Origin of the sequence: Nodularia spumigena CCY9414, assembly GCF_000340565.2 — a bacterium.
GTDB classification, from domain to species: domain Bacteria; phylum Cyanobacteriota; class Cyanobacteriia; order Cyanobacteriales; family Nostocaceae; genus Nodularia; species Nodularia spumigena.
Genome location: NZ_CP007203.1, coordinates 1,760,352 through 1,777,622, shown reverse-complemented (window position 1 = coordinate 1,777,622; position 17,271 = coordinate 1,760,352). Strand labels below are relative to the sequence as shown.

12 protein-coding genes and 1 pseudogene are annotated in these 17,271 nt (G+C 42.7%); 7 read left to right on the top strand and 6 right to left on the bottom strand.

Annotated elements, in window-relative coordinates; all coding sequences use genetic code 11:
* The first annotated feature begins 56 nt into the window (after positions 1–56).
* Positions 57–1,574: a phenylacetate--CoA ligase family protein gene (locus tag NSP_RS07835; protein ID WP_006197601.1), complete on the top strand. Its 1,518-nt coding sequence runs from the start codon at positions 57–59 to the stop codon at positions 1,572–1,574.
* 134 nt (positions 1,575–1,708) lie between these two features.
* On the top strand, positions 1,709–1,879 hold the full coding sequence (locus NSP_RS07830) for a chlorophyll a-b binding domain-containing protein (protein WP_006197602.1): 171 nt from the start codon (positions 1,709–1,711) through the stop codon (positions 1,877–1,879).
* 259 nt (positions 1,880–2,138) lie between these two features.
* Here the strand turns inward: NSP_RS07830 and NSP_RS07825 are convergent, their stop codons facing one another.
* Positions 2,139–2,438, bottom strand: a complete 300-nt coding sequence (locus NSP_RS07825) for an RNA recognition motif domain-containing protein (protein ID WP_006197603.1) — start codon at positions 2,436–2,438, stop codon at positions 2,139–2,141.
* Positions 2,439–3,311: 873 nt separating this feature from the next.
* Positions 3,312–3,992, bottom strand: a complete 681-nt coding sequence (locus tag NSP_RS07820; RefSeq protein ID WP_006197604.1) for a fasciclin domain-containing protein — start codon at positions 3,990–3,992, stop codon at positions 3,312–3,314.
* Between the two features lie 484 nt (positions 3,993–4,476).
* Between NSP_RS07820 and NSP_RS07815 the strand changes: the two genes are divergently transcribed.
* The 3 genes from NSP_RS07815 (at position 4,477) to NSP_RS07805 (ending at position 8,800) form a co-directional block, all read left to right on the top strand.
* Complete coding sequence (locus NSP_RS07815) at positions 4,477–5,268, top strand: glutathione S-transferase family protein (RefSeq protein ID WP_006197605.1); 792 nt, start codon at positions 4,477–4,479, stop codon at positions 5,266–5,268.
* Positions 5,269–5,395: 127 nt separating this feature from the next.
* Positions 5,396–7,105 carry a helicase HerA domain-containing protein gene (locus tag NSP_RS07810; RefSeq protein WP_006197606.1) on the top strand — a complete coding sequence of 570 codons (1,710 nt, stop codon included), beginning with the start codon at positions 5,396–5,398 and terminating at the stop codon, positions 7,103–7,105.
* A 606-nt stretch (positions 7,106–7,711) separates the two neighbouring features.
* Positions 7,712–8,800: a formylglycine-generating enzyme family protein gene (locus NSP_RS07805; RefSeq protein ID WP_373567446.1), complete on the top strand. Its 1,089-nt coding sequence runs from the start codon at positions 7,712–7,714 to the stop codon at positions 8,798–8,800.
* 314 nt (positions 8,801–9,114) lie between these two features.
* On the opposite strand, the pseudogene NSP_RS07795 reads toward NSP_RS07805, so the two are convergent.
* A pseudogene (locus NSP_RS07795) lies at positions 9,115–9,664 on the bottom strand (REP-associated tyrosine transposase).
* A gap of 246 nt (positions 9,665–9,910) precedes the next feature.
* Positions 9,911–11,092 (bottom strand): radical SAM family heme chaperone HemW, encoded by a 1,182-nt coding sequence (gene hemW, locus NSP_RS07790; RefSeq protein WP_006197610.1) that lies wholly within the window; start codon positions 11,090–11,092, stop codon positions 9,911–9,913.
* Between the two features lie 244 nt (positions 11,093–11,336).
* On the opposite strand from hemW, the gene NSP_RS07785 reads away from it, so the two are divergent.
* Positions 11,337–12,413, top strand: coding sequence for a PIN/TRAM domain-containing protein (locus NSP_RS07785; protein WP_006197611.1), 1,077 nt, complete (start codon positions 11,337–11,339; stop codon positions 12,411–12,413).
* Positions 12,414–12,637: 224 nt separating this feature from the next.
* Entirely contained in the window at positions 12,638–14,188 is a 1,551-nt protein-coding gene (locus NSP_RS07780; RefSeq protein ID WP_006197612.1) for a B12-binding domain-containing radical SAM protein, read from the top strand.
* 263 nt (positions 14,189–14,451) lie between these two features.
* Here NSP_RS07780 and NSP_RS07775 read toward each other — a convergent pair whose 3' ends face one another.
* Positions 14,452–15,759, bottom strand: a complete 1,308-nt coding sequence (locus tag NSP_RS07775; RefSeq protein WP_006197613.1) for a vWA domain-containing protein — start codon at positions 15,757–15,759, stop codon at positions 14,452–14,454.
* Complete coding sequence (locus tag NSP_RS07770) at positions 15,756–17,012, bottom strand: vWA domain-containing protein (RefSeq protein WP_006197614.1); 1,257 nt, start codon at positions 17,010–17,012, stop codon at positions 15,756–15,758. The genes NSP_RS07775 and NSP_RS07770 overlap by 4 nt, the downstream gene beginning before the upstream one ends.
* Positions 17,013–17,271: the final 259 nt, after the last annotated feature.

Here is a 17,271-nt window from a genome sequence, read left to right as displayed (position 1 = left end):
AGTTTGAAGAAATCAGATAATGGCTAACATACGGGTAACAGATAACAATAAACGTCATGAAAGACAAATCACAAACAACGCGAGCTATTAAGGCATTTGAAGATTTTGTCTCTACTCCCTTAGAAACATTACTACAACAACATCAAAAAATTCCCAGCCAATCAACAGCCTTAAATTTATTTCATGCTGTAGCTACCAATGTACCTGCTTACAAAGCTTTTTTAGCAGCACAAGAAATTGATCCCACCGCTATCCAAACATTTGCAGACTTTCAGAAACTACCAGTAATTAACAAAGAAAATTATATATCCCGTTATCCTTTAGCCCAATTGTGCCGTTACGGAAAGTTAGAAGCCTGCGATATGATAGCAGCTTCCTCTGGTTCCACAGGTAAACCCACATTTTGGCCGCGGTTCTTCACTGATGAACTGCAAATTGCTACAAGATTTGAACAGATTTTCCATGATAGTTTTCATGCAGATATTAGACGTACCCTAGCTATAATTTGTTTCTCATTAGGCACTTGGGTAGGTGGAATGTTCACCACCAATTGCTGTCGCTATCTTGCCAGTAAAGGGTATCCTCTGACTGTAATTACCCCCGGTAATAATAAAGCAGAAATTTTGCGGATTGTACAGGAAATCGGTGCAGATTTTGAGCAAGTCGTATTACTCGGATATCCGCCATTTCTCAAAGATGTGATTGATACTGGTACTGCCCGTGGTGTGGAGTGGCAACAATATCAGATTAAATTAGTAATGGCGGGAGAGGTATTTAGTGAAGAATGGCGGAGTTTGGTGGGTGAGAGAATTGGGGCGCAAAATCCCTGCTACGACTTTGCTTCACTTTACGGTACTGCGGACGCAGGTGTTTTGGGCAATGAAACACCCTTGAGTATCTGCATTCGTCGTTTTTTGGCAGAACATCCAGATGCAGCTAAAGCTTTATTTGGCGAATCTCGTTTACCTACATTATTACAATACGACCCCAGTAGTCGCTTGTTTGAAGTTGAAGATAATACATTGCTATTTTCAGGAGATAATGGTGTTCCCTTAATCCGCTATAACATCATGGATACTGGGGGAATCATTAGTTACGATACCATGCTTGAGTTCTTGGCTGAGTGGGGATTTGATCCTGTGGCAAATCTGCGTTCTCAGACTCAGGAGTTACCCAGAGGAATTCATCCCTTACCTTTTGTCTATGTTTTCGGACGCTCTAACTTTACAGTTTCCTACTTTGGCGCGAATATTTATCCCGAAAATGTCACAGTGGGATTAGAACAAGGCGGAATTACAGAATGGGTGACAGGGAAGTTCGTGTTACAGGTGAAAGAAGATGCAGATAAAAACCGCTTTTTATCTATAGTTGTGGAGTTAGCGCCAGGGGTAGAAGGTGGTGAAGAGCAGCGACAAGCCATTACATCCTCAATTCTTTCCCAACTGTTGCGCCTCAACAGCGAGTTTGCTAATTATGTTCCTTCAGAATATCAAACCCCACAAGTTACATTAGCTTCAATGGGTGATTCTGAATATTTCCCCATTGGCGTGAAACATCGTTATACACGCCGATAGTAGTTGAAATTTGCGATCGTATACGGTAATTACTGCAATTAATATTGGGTTTTTGTATTGCATTTTCGTAAATGTCTGTTACATTAGTTTACATAACCGCAATTTTTGCCAGATAAAAACTAGGAATACTAATTATGCCAGATACTAAGAATGCAGCTTCAAATGATCCTAATGCTTTACGTTGGGGATTCACTTCTCAAAGCGAAAACTGGAACGGTCGTTTTGCAATGATTGGTTTTGTATCGGCTATTCTTTTGGAAGTGTTCTCTGGTCAAGGCTTTCTCCACTTTTGGGGTATCCTATAAATTTATATAGGTTTTTCCCATTTTACGTAAAAAATAAAAAGCTCCGAACAAGGACTAGTCCTCGTTCGGAGTTAAAGTATTTAATCCCAGGTTTGAAAACCTGGGAATTAGGGAATGGGGAATGGGAATTAGGGAATGGGGAATGGGGAATGGGAAGTTTTTTCTCCCCTACTCCCTACTCCCTACTCCCTACTCCCTACTCCCTACTCCCTACTCCCTACTCCCTACTCCCTACTCCCTACTCCCTACTCCCTACCTCTTAATAGCGGTCACGAGAGCCACCACCACGGCCACCACCAAAGGAACCGCCTCTATCTTCTTTGGGTTTAGCTTTATTAACTTTCAAGTCGCGTCCCATCCATTCAGCACCGTCTAAAGCCTCAATAGCTGCTGCTTCTTCAGCATCTGAACCCATTTCTACGAATGCAAAGCCACGTACACGACCTGTTTCACGGTCAGTAGGTATTTGAACCCGTCTTACAGTACCGTACTCTGCAAAAACACCGCTTAGAGCGTCTTGGGTAACGTCATAAGAGAGATTGCCTATATAAATTGACATTGATAGTCTCCAAAATCGCAAATGTGTAGAGATTTAGATTTCGGAGAGAAGTCTGTAAATACCACAAGGAAAAAGCCTGTCAATACTAAAAACAAACGCTGTCGCCGAATTAATTCTCAAACTGATTGTGACACATAATTTCAACTATCAGGGGGGGAGCTAAAAAAAACTGTTACAAAAAGTTATGTTAAGTGAATTTTTATTCATTTTTTTTAAGTCTACCCCCTTTTGGTAGATATTTCCGAATGACAAAACAATCCCGACCAGAATGAACATCTGAACGGGATTTATAGCAACGGACAGGGCGCTTAAGATATGACAAAATTCCCAAACCAATTCACAGTGAGCTTTTAACTTTTGAGCAATAGTTCCTTAATGGTACAAGCCCCCAGATTTATCTGTGGAATCAATCGAAAATCCCAAATCTAAAATCCTCAAGCCCGTAGATTTATCTGTGGGGTCAATCTAAAATCTAAAATCTAAAATCTAAAATTGTTTGACAAAACAATCCCGACCAGAATGAACATCTGAACGGGATTTATAGCAACGGACAGGGCGCTTAAGATATGACAAAATTCCCAAACCAATTCACAGTGAGCTTTTAACTTTTGAGCAATAGTTCCTTAATGGTACAAGCCCCCAGATTTATCTGTGGAATCAATCGAAAATCCCAAATCTAAAATCCTCAAGCCCGTAGATTTATCTGTGGGGTCAATCTAAAATCTAAAATCTAAAATCTAAAATTGTTTGACTTTTGCTATAATACCCCTACCTAGGAAATGTTGAGGTAGGGGTAAAACGGCTAAAAGCGTAGCACCCTATGACTCTAGCTAGAATTTTAGTTGGGGTACTGATTGTACCTGAGCCTCAAACCTATAAGTCAGGAGGCAAAATTACCTGATCAATGGCGTGTATGACACCATTACTACCTTTAATATCTGCCTGAACTACGTTGGCATCATTTACCATTACACCATTAGAACCGACTTTAACGGTGATTGCACCACCTTCGAGGCTTTGCACTTCCCCAGAGGACAAATCAGTAGATAAAACTGTACCATTGACAACATGGTAAGTTAACAGCTTCAGCAAAATTTCTTTATTCTCTGGCTTTAACAAATCTCTGACAGCATCTTGCGGTAATTTGGCAAATGCAGCATCTGTAGGAGCAAAAACTGTTAGTGGATTTTGACCTTGCAATGCGTCTGTTAATCCGGCTGCTTTTAAGGCTGCTGTTAAGGTTTTAAAGTTAGGGCTAGACTCTGCCAATGATAACAAGGTTTGGTTTTGAGTTCCAGGTGTCCCTACTCCCGGAGGAGTTGTGCGGGGTGTTCTTGGCGTGGGTGTAACCGAAGGTGTACTCCGAGTACCACGGTTATAGGGAGGTTCATTGAAAATACTGGGTCGAGGATTTAGGACTCCACTTCCTGTCTGTGCTATTAAATTATTAGTTGTCTCATTGGCTGTAGATGGTAAAGTGATCAGGAGACTCACGCTCGCTAACCCGACTACGCCTGCCAATTTGGTCAACAATTTGCTGTAATTTGTCTTCATAAATTTTGTTTGTCTTTGAGTTTATACAGGTCACATAAAGATTTATAACACTTCGCTATGCAAAATATCTAAATCAAGCCTCTCGATTGTTGGTGCAAAGGACTATGTACGGTTAGTAGTTATGTTTTCAAGATTTTAATCAATTAGAAAATAAGTTTTTGATCATAGGACTTACGCACACTGTACATTTTCTTGGCGTTCTTCTACCTTGGCGCTAGCCTCTCCCTTTGGGAGAAGGGGAGACGCTACGCGAAGGCGGCTTGGCGGTATGCGCTTCGCGCAAGCTACGCGAACGATAAATCAAGATTTTTGGCAATTATTGCGTAAGTCCTGGATCAAAATCACGTAATTGCCGACAATTACCTAATAAATTACCTATTTTCTCTATCACTTTTGAGATAAATTGCGGAATTTCTCAGGAAAATTACTCGAACTAAAGATACAATGAGAGCGTTGTGCAATTCATCTGTTAAAAGTATAGATTATGTTGGAATTATACCAATGGGAATTATCTCACTACTCAGAGAAAGTTCGGTTAATCTTAGATTATAAAGGGCTAGATTACCGTAAAATAGAAGTTACACCGGGGATGGGACAAGTAGATTTATTCCGGCTGACTGGTCAAAGACAAGTGCCAGTTTTAAAAGACGGGAGTAGATATATTGTTGATTCTACGGAAATTGCTAAGTATTTAGATTTAGAATATCCTGAGCGCCCACTCATACCTCAAGATTCTAAGCAACGGGGTTTATGCTTGTTGATGGAAGAATGGGCAGATGAGTCTATCGGTGTCAAAGGTAGGAAGGCTCTGTTTTCGGCTATTAGTCAAGACCAAAATTTTCGCAAATCTTTGTTACCTAATTCTACACCTGATGTCTTCAAAACTCTCGTGGCTGGAGTCCCCAGTGATGTGTTGACTGTTTTGGGTTTTGGGGTGGGTTATAGTCCAGATGTGATTAAGTCCGCGATCGCTGACTTGAAACAAGACTTAGAATCGTTAACACTAATATTGGCGGATAGTCCCTATTTAACCGGCGATGAGCCAACTTTAGCTGACTTAGCTGTGGCGAGTTTATCTATATTGCTGAAGTTCCCCGATGTCCCTTATCTCGATTTACCCGCAAGTCTGCTAGGTAAAGGTGTCCCAGGTTTGGCAGATAATCCTAATTATGAACTATTCTTTTCTTGGCGCGATCGCCTTTATGCTCAATTCCGGAAACCATTAATCGGTACACCTACAACTGGATCAGCCCCAACTTCTATTCAAATTGAATAGATGATGAGATGATGGAGTGAGGGGATTTTTAAGAAGTTATCAACCACAGATGTAGACGCGTTAGTGGCTTACCGTAGGCTACACAGATGAACACAGATAAATACAGAGAACTTTGTCACTAATTCAAATGAATTCGTCACAACCATTAGGTTCGGTAATAGAAGGTTCTCTGACTGGGGGACTAGAAGTACGACTACACCCGGATATTTCTGTTGAGGATATGCGGGTGGGTAAATTTTTAGTTGTGCATGGACTGCGATCGCACTTTTTCTGTATGCTGACTGATGTAGCATTGGGAACGGCGAATGATCGCATTATCGCTAGTCCCCCTAATTGGGAAGATACTTTTTTACGCGAGGTTTTAGCCGGTAGTGGTACTTATGGTACGATCAACCTCTCACCGATGTTGATGTTCACTCCTGAATCTGATGAATCTTTATCGTCAAGGAATGGTAAATCAGCTAATGGTTTAGCGTCATTTCAGGCTCAAACCAGTACCACAATGGAATTACTACCGGTTAAAACTATTCCCAGTCATTTTAGCCAAGTTTACGAAGCCACTGAAGAGGATTTTCGCCGCGTATTTGGTTGGGAAGATGACCCCCAAAGGCGAAATTTTTCTATCGGTAAACCCTTAGATATGGATGTGCCAGTTTGTATCGATTTAAACCGCTTTGTTGAACGGAGTAATGGAGTATTTGGTAAATCTGGGACTGGTAAATCCTTTCTCACCCGCTTACTTTTAGCTGGGGTGATTCGCAAGAATGCGGCAGTTAACTTGATATTTGATATGCATTCAGAATATGGCTGGGAAGCAGTCGCCGAAGGTAAAAATGTTAATACTGTTAAAGGCTTAAAGCAACTATTTCCTGGTAAAGTAGAAGTCTACACTCTTGATCCTGAATCTACAAAGCGTCGGGGTGTGCGTGATGCTCAAGAACTTTATCTGAGTTACGAGCAAATTGACGTGGAAGATATCAAGTTATGCAGTCGAGATTTAGGACTGTCGGATGCAGCTTTGGATAACGCCAATATTTTGTATAGCGAGTTTGGTAAAACTTGGATTGTCCAGTTGCTGAATATGACTAACGAAGAAATCGAAACTTTTTGCAACGAAAAGCGGGGAAATAAATCTTCAATTATGGCATTGCAGCGTAAACTGATGCGTATGGATAGCTTAAAGTATATGCGAGCTGCTTGCCCCCATAATTATATCAGTAAAATTGTGCAGTGTTTGGAAGCTGGGAAAAACGTAGTTATCGAATTTGGTTCTCAGTCTAATATGCTTTCTTATATGTTGGTGACTAATATGATCACCAGACGGATTCATGCACATTATGTCAAAAAAGCCGATACATTTTTACAAAGCAAGAATCCATGCGATCGCCCCACGCCATTAATGATTACAATTGAAGAGGCGCACCGTTTCCTAGACTCAGCAGTGGTACAAAGTACAATCTTTGGAACTATCGCCAGGGAACTGCGAAAATATTTTGTAACTTTGTTAGTTGTAGACCAACGCCCATCAGGGATAGATAATGAAGTTATGTCTCAAATTGGGACACGGATCACCGCTTTGCTCAATGATGATAAAGATATTGATGCTATTTTTACAGGTGTATCTGGTGCGGGTGGTTTGCGGTCAGTATTAGCCAAATTAGATTCAAAGCAACAAGCCTTAATTTTAGGTCATGCTGTCCCCATGCCAGTGGTTGTGAAAACTCGTCCTTATGACGCAACTTTCTATGCAGAAATCGGAGATGCTGCTTGGGAAGAAAAACCAGATGCAGAAGTATTCGCTGCTGCTGAACTAGCAAAAGCTGACTTAGGTTTTTAGGTGTTTTGTTTTATCTATGTAGGTTGGGTAGAGGAACGTTAACGTAGTTTGCCGAAGGCGTAACCCAACATTTGGGAGGGTGTGTTGGTGTTGGGTTTCACTGCGTTCAACCCAACCTACAATCTGCAAAACTAATTGACTTAAAAACAAGATTTACAGCGATTTTCAGCTAAATGAACCACATCTTTATATCTCACGCAAAGGCGCATCAGCGTTCGCGTAGCGTGCCGGAGGCTCTAGCGAAGCACGAAGTGCGTTAGGCGCAAACGAAGAAAGAAAGACAGATATCGGCGCGTGTTTTAAATACCTGAAAACTGCTGTAAGCGGAAATCTAGTTCCCCTCCTCGCTTGCACCGGAGGGGTTAGGGGTGGGGTCTTATATGTGTGTACACCGTAGCCCAAAGAAAGACGCTAGCGCCAAAGTGGTTCGTTTCATAAAAATGTGAAAACAGGAAAATTTTATCTGGTAACGGTTTTAAAATGTGTTTCTTGAGAGTATCGCGTTTGCAGTAGCAAGGTAGCTAATAACACTCAAATTTTGTGTATAATGCTTTTGGGTAGCAAAATATCACTACCCTGACATCCGAACAATCCTCACCCCCAGACATGATGAACATGATCTACTGTCTGAACCCAGACTGTCTGCACCCCAACCCCGATAATTTTAAATACTGTCAGAAATGCGGTAGTAAGTTAGTGCTGACAGAAAGGTATATACCCCGATCAATTAAACCTTCTTCTCCCCCAAGTATTCAAACTCCACCTCCTTCTCGCCCAAGTATTCAAGCTCAAACTCCTTCTTCCCCAAGTATTCAAACTCAGTCTTTTGAATTTGATACGGCTACCATAACGGTAATAAGTAAAAGTTTTTTAGGTATAGTGAAAAGCTATGAAATTAACCGCAGTCGGCGAAGCGGCGAGTTTTTTACAGAAAACTTGGGTAATGGTGTAGTTCTAGATATGGTGAAAATTCCTGGGGGTAAATTTCTCATGGGTTCGCCAGAAAATGAGCCAAAACGATTTGAGAATGAAAGTCCTCAGCACAGCGTCACCATTCAACCATTTTTCACGGGGAAATTTACCATTACTCAAGCTCAATGGGCAGCAGTTGCAGCTTTTGATAAAGTAAAAATTGATTTAAATCCCGACCCATCCAATTTTAAAGGTGCTAATCGACCTGTAGAATCGGTTTCTTGGAATCATGCGGTTGAGTTTTGCGCCCGAATATCTCAAAAAACTGGAAAAACCTATCGTTTACCCAGTGAAGCAGAATGGGAATATGCTTGTCGGGCGGGAACGACTACGCCGTTTTATTTTGGTGAGACACTTACCACGGATTTGGCTAATTACGACGGCAATTACACTTATGGTTCTGCACCAAAGGGTGAATATCGAAAGCAAACAACCGATGTAGGAAAATTTTCTGCCAACCCCTTTGGTTTATATGATATGTGTGGTAATATATGGGAATGGTGTCAGGATGAGTGGCACAAAAATTATGATAATGCACCAGCAGACGCTAGAGTTTGGTTAATTAAGAATGATAATCCTTTTCGGCTGCTGCGCGGTGGTTCGTGGTACGACTTTCCTGGGGACTGTCGTTCTGCCTATCGCAACAACCTCTACCCAGACCTCGCGTACGGCACTTTCGGTTTTCGGGTTGTGTGTGGTTGTGGTGCTGCGAGGACTCTTTAGCCCTTTGCACTTTTCCACTCTGCACTCTGCTCTTTTTTCTTTGCCCTTCTTACCGTCTCGCGCTTGGCGCAATCAAAATATTTTTTTATTTTTGGATGAGTAATTAATATAATACATAATCCCAGCCATTTAATCAAGTAGGGTGTGTTAGCGACAGCGTAACGCACCGTCTCGTCTGGTAAGCATAACGCACATCTGGTAAAATTACGGGCTATTCTGCTGACACCACATAGCATATTTAAGAGGTGCGTTACGGACTATCGTCCTAACACACCCTACTAATACGAATATGAGAGATAGCAAAAGCATGATATCTATTCAAACCCCACATTACTAGGTATATTTGGTACGGCTTCACTACCCCAATCTTCTGGATAAATTCCTTGTGCAACAAATCGATGAAAACTGGAAAACTCCCATTGATTTGGAGCTTGACAAAATCCATGTTTCACCGGATTGTAATGTATGTAATCACAATGGGCGGCAAAATCAGCTTCATCTCGTAGCGTGTTCCCAAAATCGGCGTTGCCATAAGTTACTTTCCCGGCGTTTATGGCGTGAATCGGTTAGTTGTGATTCAATTGCCAATTTTTCGCTACATTGTTTGGTCACAAAGGTTTTGATTAGTCGCCAACGAGTTGTATAGTTAGTATCGCCATCGGGTAAAGTCCAAATACAATGAAGATGATTTGGTAATAAAATCAGCGCATCAATTGAAAACGGATAGTTTTGACGGACATCGTTAATTGCTTTACGCAATGTAAAACGACCAATATCGCTACATAACCAGGGGCGACGTTGATAAGTCACTTGGGTGAAAAAGTAAGTCCCGCCTGGAATTATGAGTCTTCTATAATTAGGCAAAGAATTTTATTAATGTAGATGACAAGGTTAGTGTACCCATTTGGGGTGTAATGTTGGTGCGTTAGAGATGTTTTCGGTGCGTTACGCTGTCGTAAATTTATCAGGTTAGTCTACCTGTTTGGGGGGTGTAATTTTGGTCAATGCTCGTTTTAGTGAGATGTTTTTGGTGCGTTACGCTGTCGCTAACACACCCTACTGAGGATTTATTGTCTTTGCGTCCTTTGCTCCTTCGTGGTTCGTTCCTCTTCAACCCAACTTTTCAAACAAATCAGCCAACACCACATTAGAAAACAAAAACCCTTGGGGATCAGATAAACGCAACCTTCCCCCAAAGACTTCTACCCAACTGTTTTCTAAATAAGGTTGTAAACATTGGTGAATTTCTTTTAATTTTTCTTCCCCAAACTTCTGGGTTAACATTGCCAAACTCACACCCTCAGCCAAACGCAACCCCAACATTAAAGTTTCTAATAATACCTCTTTCGGTGGTGTGACTTCACAATCAATTACACCCCCAGCTTTTACCCACTGGTAATACTCCTGAGTTTTGCGCGGACGAGTGAAGCGCTTCCCTTCTATATAACTCGCCGCACCCATCCCAAAAGCATAATAAGGGCGGTTTTCCCAATACACTCGATTATGCTGACATTGATGCCCAGGACGCGCATAATTAGAAATTTCGTAATGTTCATAACCCGCACTTGTCAAAACTTGCTGTGCGGTTTCGTACATTTTGACAGTGGTTTCATCCGTTGGTAATGGCTTGTCCCCCGGTTTGTAATAACGACCAAAAGCTGTCCCCGCTTCTATGGTAAGGTCATAGATAGATATGTGAGTAGGCATCAGCGTTACTGCTTGCTTGAGAGAATCCTGCCATTGTTCCAAAGACTGATGCGGCAAACCTGAGATGAGGTCTAAGCTAAATTCGGCAATTTCTACTTGGTGAATTAACTCCACTGATGTGAGAATATCTACAACAGAATGCGATCGCCCCGCAACCTGCAACAATTCCTGTTGAAACGCTTGTACACCCAGACTTACCCGATTTACGCCCACGCTACCATAGCCAGATAGATGTGCTAAATCAAACGTACCTGGGTCTACTTCCATAGAAATTTCTGCACCAGCAGCAATACCAAACTGTTTTTCCAGGGTTACTAATATCTGTTGTAACTGTTCTATAGATAGTAAAGAAGGAGTCCCACCACCAAAAAAAATCGTTTTCAGAGGTTCACCAGATGCTGCCGTCATGGCAATTTCTTGGCATAGCACCTCTACATATTGAGAGATTGTACCAGATGTTTCTCCCCGGAGGCGATCGCCCACCACATAAACAGGGAAATCACAATAAAAACACCGCCGTCTGCAAAAAGGAATGTGGACATAAGCAGAACTGACAATACCAGAAATATTAACTTTTTGACTCATTATGAGAAAGAATTAATTAATTTAACTGAAAAATTAAAACAGCGAAAATAAGAAGTTTTTTGACAAAATTTTAGCGTTTTACAACAAAATCATGAAAAATATTAAGAGAAATCACTTTGGTTATAATATTTGCAGATATTCCCTGCTTCAACGCCTAGTCTAAGTCAATATTGATCAATCGCTCTAACCGATGAAAAATACTTGACTTTATAGGATCACACAATCGCAGGAAAACCACAAAACTATGCTTGATGCCATTATCATTATCTCATTCATCCTAGCTGCTGCGGGAATAGGGTTCTATAGCATTGAACTACTACCCGATGGCTCCCTAGACGCGGTAACAAATTTAGAAGCCTTACGCTTAGTTGTAGCCGTCTTTGCCGCTATTATTGGCGGTGCAATCGGACTGAGTTTCCAAACGTCATATCGGCGCTTAGAAGTACAAGTCCGAGAAATGCCCCTAGAAATGATTTTAACTCGTGCTATTGGCTTGGTAATTGGGCTATTGCTAGCTAACTTAATGCTAGCCCCATTATTTTTGCTACCGATTCCCACAGATTTTGGCTTTATCAAGCCATTGGTAGCAGTGGTGGGAAGTATATTACTAGCCGTCACCGGGATGAATTTAGCCGATACCCACGGGCGGGGTTTATTGCGGTTTATTAATCCCAACACCGTAGAAACAATGGTAGTGGAAGGAACACTCAAACCTGCCCATACCAAAGTTTTAGACACCAGTTGCATTATTGATGGTCGCATTGAAGCCTTACTAGAAACCGGATTTCTGGAAGGACAAATTTTAGTCCCACAGTTTGTCTTGCAGGAATTGCAACAAGTAGCCGATGCGAGTAAAGACCAAAAGCGGGTACGGGGACGGCGCGGATTAGAAATTCTCACCCGCATTAAGAAAGAGTACCCAGAGCGCATCTTGATTAACCCCGTTGACTACGAAGATACTGCCACAGTCGATGCTAAATTAGTCCGTTTTGCCCAAGAAATCAACGGTACACTACTGACTAATGACTACAACTTATCGAAAGTAGCCAGCGTGCAGAAAGTGCCTGTTTTGAACGTCAATGACTTAGTGAATGCTGTACGTTCTACTTACTTGCCTGGTGATAATCTTGACCTGAAGATTCTCAAGGAAGGCAAAGAACCCAGTCAAGGAGTTGGCTACCTAGACGATGGCACAATGGTTGTGGTTGAAGAAGGTAGTAATTATGTCGGTGGCGAACTGCGGGTAGTCGTCACCAGTGCTTTGCAAACCTCCGCCGGACGGATGATATTTGCTAAACCCCAAGCTTCAGCTTTGGCGTGAGGTAAATGTTAGGTGCTATTAGAGTTAAAATGTGCGATACTAATGACAAAGGATAAATGACGACTCTATCCTAGTGGAGACGTTACGCGAATACCAGTTAACTTTATTAACGCCCACTTACTTATAGGCATTAATTTGTTTAGAGCAGCATTTCAGTTCACGAGCAGATCACTTTGGCTATTGATAGGTGTTCGAGATACGAGAAGTTTTGCAACCAGGATTTTATGAAAGCATTATTGCTCTACCCTCAGTTTCCCCAGTCCTTTTGGTCTTATGATCGCTTCATGGAAATCGCCGGACTTAAAGCCGTCCTGCCGCCACTAGGAATTATTACAGTTGCAGCACTATTACCCCAGTCCTGGGAAATTAAATTTTGCGATCGCAACGTCAATCTGGAAACAGAAGCTGATTGGGAGTGGTGTGACCTCGTAATCCTTTCGGCAATGCTAGTACAAAAACCAGATTTTCATAGCCTCATTCAAAAAGCAGTGCGCTTAGGCAAAAAAGTGGCAGTCGGTGGCCCTTACCCCACATCAATCCCACAAGATGCCCTGGACTCTGGAGCGCATTATTTAATTTTAGATGAGGGAGAGCTAACAGTTCCTAAGTTTCTGGAAGCCTTAAAAGACGGAAAAGAACAAGGAATCTTTCGCTCTCAGGAAAAACCTGATGTCACCCAAAGCCCAATGCCCCGTTTTGACTTGTTGCAACGGAATGCCTACTTGATGATGGCTATCCAGTTTTCTCGCGGTTGCCCCTTTAACTGCGAGTTTTGCGATATTATTACACTCTACGGTCGCAAACCACGCACAAAAGAGCCACAACAAACCATAGCCGAATTACAGGCTCTTTATGATTTAGGCTGGCGAGGGTCACTGTTTATCGTTGACGACAACTTTATTGGCAATCAGCGTAATGTCAAACGCCTCCTGCGTGAGTTGATTCCGTGGATGAAGCAGCACAACTATCCCTTCACCTTCATCACTGAAGCTTCTGTAAATTTAGCCGAAGATGCAGAACTGTTGCAATTAATGAATGAAGCTGGTTTCTATGCAGTTTTTCTGGGTATAGAAACTCCTGACCAAGACAGTTTGCAAGCAACACAAAAACTGCAAAATACTCGAAATTCTCTCGTGGAAGCTTGTCAGAAGATCAATGAAGCAGGAATGCTGATTTATGCGGGGTTTATCCTCGGTTTTGATGGAGAACGCCCAGGAGCAGGAGAAAGAATCCAAGCTTTTGTTGAACAAACTAGTATTCCTCAACCGATGTTGGGCATCCTTCAAGCTTTGCCCAATACTGCTTTATGGAACCGTCTGCAAACAGAGCAGCGTTTATTGGCGAGTCAGGGTATTGATGGCACTCCAATGGGAGACCAGAATACCTTAATGAATTTCATGCCCTCTCGCTCTATCGATGAAATCGCTAAAGAGTATGTAGAAGGCTTGTGGACATTATATGAACCCAAAAATTATCTCAGACGATGTTTTCAGCAATGTCTGAGTATTGGCTCCTTAGCGCAGCGAAAGCAAACCATGCAATTTTCTCCAGGTCAGGGTTTGCGGCTCGTTGCTCAGTTAATCTGGCATCAGGGCTTACAGCGACCTGAAATTCGTGGGCAGTTCTGGCAACAACTATGGCAAATTCTGACCACAAGGCCTCAAGTTCTCAATATGTATTTAGGACTATGCGCTGCTGGAGAACATTTTTGGGAGTACCGCGTTTTAGCTAGACAACGGATTACTCAACAACTAGGTTACGACCCAATACTGTAAAGTTCAGTCTCATCCGCCGAAAATGCTATGTATCAGCAATTACCCACGCTGACTTTTATGATTATTTTTCATTTATAGCAAGCGCCAAGGACGTTAGGACATAAACTGAACATAAAAGTTAGACACCGAAAGGCTTTTACCCCACTCCCCACGGACCAGCTATAAAGGGCAGGCAAGACTTGTACTGAGCTTGCCGTAAAGCCTACGGCATAGCTGCGCTTACCGCGTAGCGTGGCGTTAGCCATAGTATGCCCACCCTATACTTAGGAATCTTGTAGAACTGTTTTTGATACGATGCGAGTTTTTTTGAGGTCGGCTTCTGACAGTTGTTCTCCTGCTTGTAGACGGGTGGCGGAGGTTTGTAAGACTGTGGCTGCGGCTTGATCTCCGATTTTTAAGGCGGTGTTAGCAGCAGTTTGTAACATTGTCGCAGCACCAGAGCGATCGCCTTGTTGTAATTTCGTTTCGGCTAACTGTGTTTGTCGATACTTAGCTAATGCCAAAATAGACTGCTGCACTGAGGGATTGGGTGCTGGTCGATAGGGTTTGACCACATCTGCATATATGGCTACCATCGGTGAAACTAATCCCTGTTGATTTACAGATGGATCATCGTAGCGGATTTGTAAATGTCCGATGACTTGTTTACCTTCTGGCAATTGTCCCAGATAAATATTCGCCAAAACCACCCTTTCCATATCTTGCATTAAATCACCCAAGCGCACGGCAAAGCCTCCATGAGTTTCTGTTTCCACTGGTAATTCAATGGTGTCTGGGGAAACTTGGGCTATGGGTTTCAATTCTGCGAGGCGGACATGAGGAACAAAAGATAGCAACAGGTAGGCATTGGTGAGCCTCACAGACTGGATGCGCTGCAATAAATGACGAAACTGCTCTAATGCTTGTTCAGGTCGCTCAATGTAGGCTAGAGTGCCACCTCCTGCATCAGCAATTTTTTCCAATAAATCCTGGTTCCAATCATTACCAAAACCAAGGGTGTTAATAGTTAGGTTGATTTTTGTGGCTTTGTGGGCAAATTCTAGACAGCGCTTATTGTCATCTTTGCCAATTTCAAATTTCCAAATCTTTAAACTGCTTTCACCATGACCATCTGTGAGCAGAAATGCTTGGGAAACTGCTCCTTTTGTCCCTTTCATCAGTTCTGTGATTCCCAGTTGTAAACCTTCGGCAATTGCTGTACCGCCGCTAGCTTTGAGTTTCTTGTGAATCTGGGCTTTAATACTGGCGGTGTCTTGGAGGGTTTGGTTGGGGATAATTACTTGGGCTTCCCCAGCAAAGGCTACAACCGAAATGCGGTCGCCAGAGGTGGGCGTTTCGCTATCACTTGGCTGTAGCCGATCTAATAATTGCTCTACGGCCTGAATTACTGTGGCGATGGGTTGACCATGCATGGAACCACTTTTATCTAGAATTAAGCATAAGTTGAGTGGTAAATGCTGGGCAAGTTCATCGGCGATCGCAGAAATTGAAATAGATAGTTGACGTTGGTTGCTCGATTGAGCCGCATCAACATTAGTATCATTTAAGGCACAGAGCAATTGAACTTTCATTGGTGAGGAGTATCTTGCAACACGGTTTTTGAGACAATTCTGGTTTTCTTGCGATCGCTCTCTGATAATTCACCACCAGATTGAAGTTGTGTAGCTGAAGTTTGTAACACTGTCGCCGCACCTTGATCTCCCATTTGCAAAGCAGTTTTCGCCGCAGTTTGTAGCATAGTAGCTGCACCCGCGCGATCGCCTTGTTGTAATTTCGTCTCAGCTAACTGGGTTTGGCGGTATTTGGCTAAGGCCAAAATAGACTTCTGCACACGAGAATCTATCTGTGGTTGGTAAACCCCAGTCACATTGGCATACACTGGGATATTATCTGTTAATAAACCCATTTTATTTTGAGCCGGGTCATCGTAGCGGACTTGGACTTGAGCGATCGCCTGTTTACCTTCTGGTAACTGTCCCAGATAAATATTAGCTAATATCACCCGTTCTGCATCTTTCATTAAATCTCCCAAGCGCACAGCAAAGCGTCCATCTGCTTCTTGCTGTATGGGTAACTCAATGGTGTCTGGGGCTACTTGGGCTATGGGTTTGAGTTCCGCTAGCCGGATATGAGGTTTTAGGGAAATGAGTAAATAAGCATTGGTTAATCCCACCGTTTGCACTCGGCTGAACAGGCGGTTAAACTCATCTGCGGCTTGTTCTGGTTTTTGAATGTGGGAGAGGCTACCTAAGCCAGCATCAGCGATTTTTTCTAAAACATCCTGATTCCATTTGTCACCAAATCCTAATGTGTTCAAAGTCAAATTATAGCCAGTCGCCAGTTGAGCAAATTTCAAACAGCGTTGATTATCACCGTGTTCATTTTCGCCATCAGTTAATAAAAAGGCTTGAGAAACAGTTTCTTTTTTGCCCTTGGCTAATTCCTCAATTCCCAAACGTAAACCTTCATCAATGGCTGTTCCACCATCGGCGGTGAGGCTGTTAATTTGTTTTTTAATCTGTCCTGGGTTGGTAATCGTTTGATTAGGGACTAAAACTGTGGCACGGTGGTCAAAAGCGACAACACTCAGGCGATCGCCCGGCTTGAGTTTATCAACCAAACCAATAGCGGCTTGCTTGACAGTTTCTAGGGGTAGCCCGTGCATCGAACCACTATGATCGAGAATTAAGCAGAGATTTAGCGGAATATTGCGGTCTTGAATTTCTGCGATCGCCGAAATCGAAACAGCCAACTGACGTTGACTACTCGGTTGATGCGCGTCCAAATTACCATCATTCAAGGTAGGCTGCAAATTGACCTTCATAACCCAAAATTCCTATTTAGCATATTTATATAAATAACTTCAAAACGCCACATCAGCACTACGGAAAAATTAGGAGTGGGGGAGAAGAGTCAGGGGGGCAGGGTGCAGGGTGCAGGGGGGAAAGAGGCAGGGGGGCAGGGTGCAGGGTGCAGGGGGGGGAAGAGGCAGGGGTGCAGGGTGCAGGGGGGAAAGAGGCAGGGGTGCAGGGTGCAGGGTGCAGGGGGGGGAAGATGACCAATGACCAATGACCAATGACTAA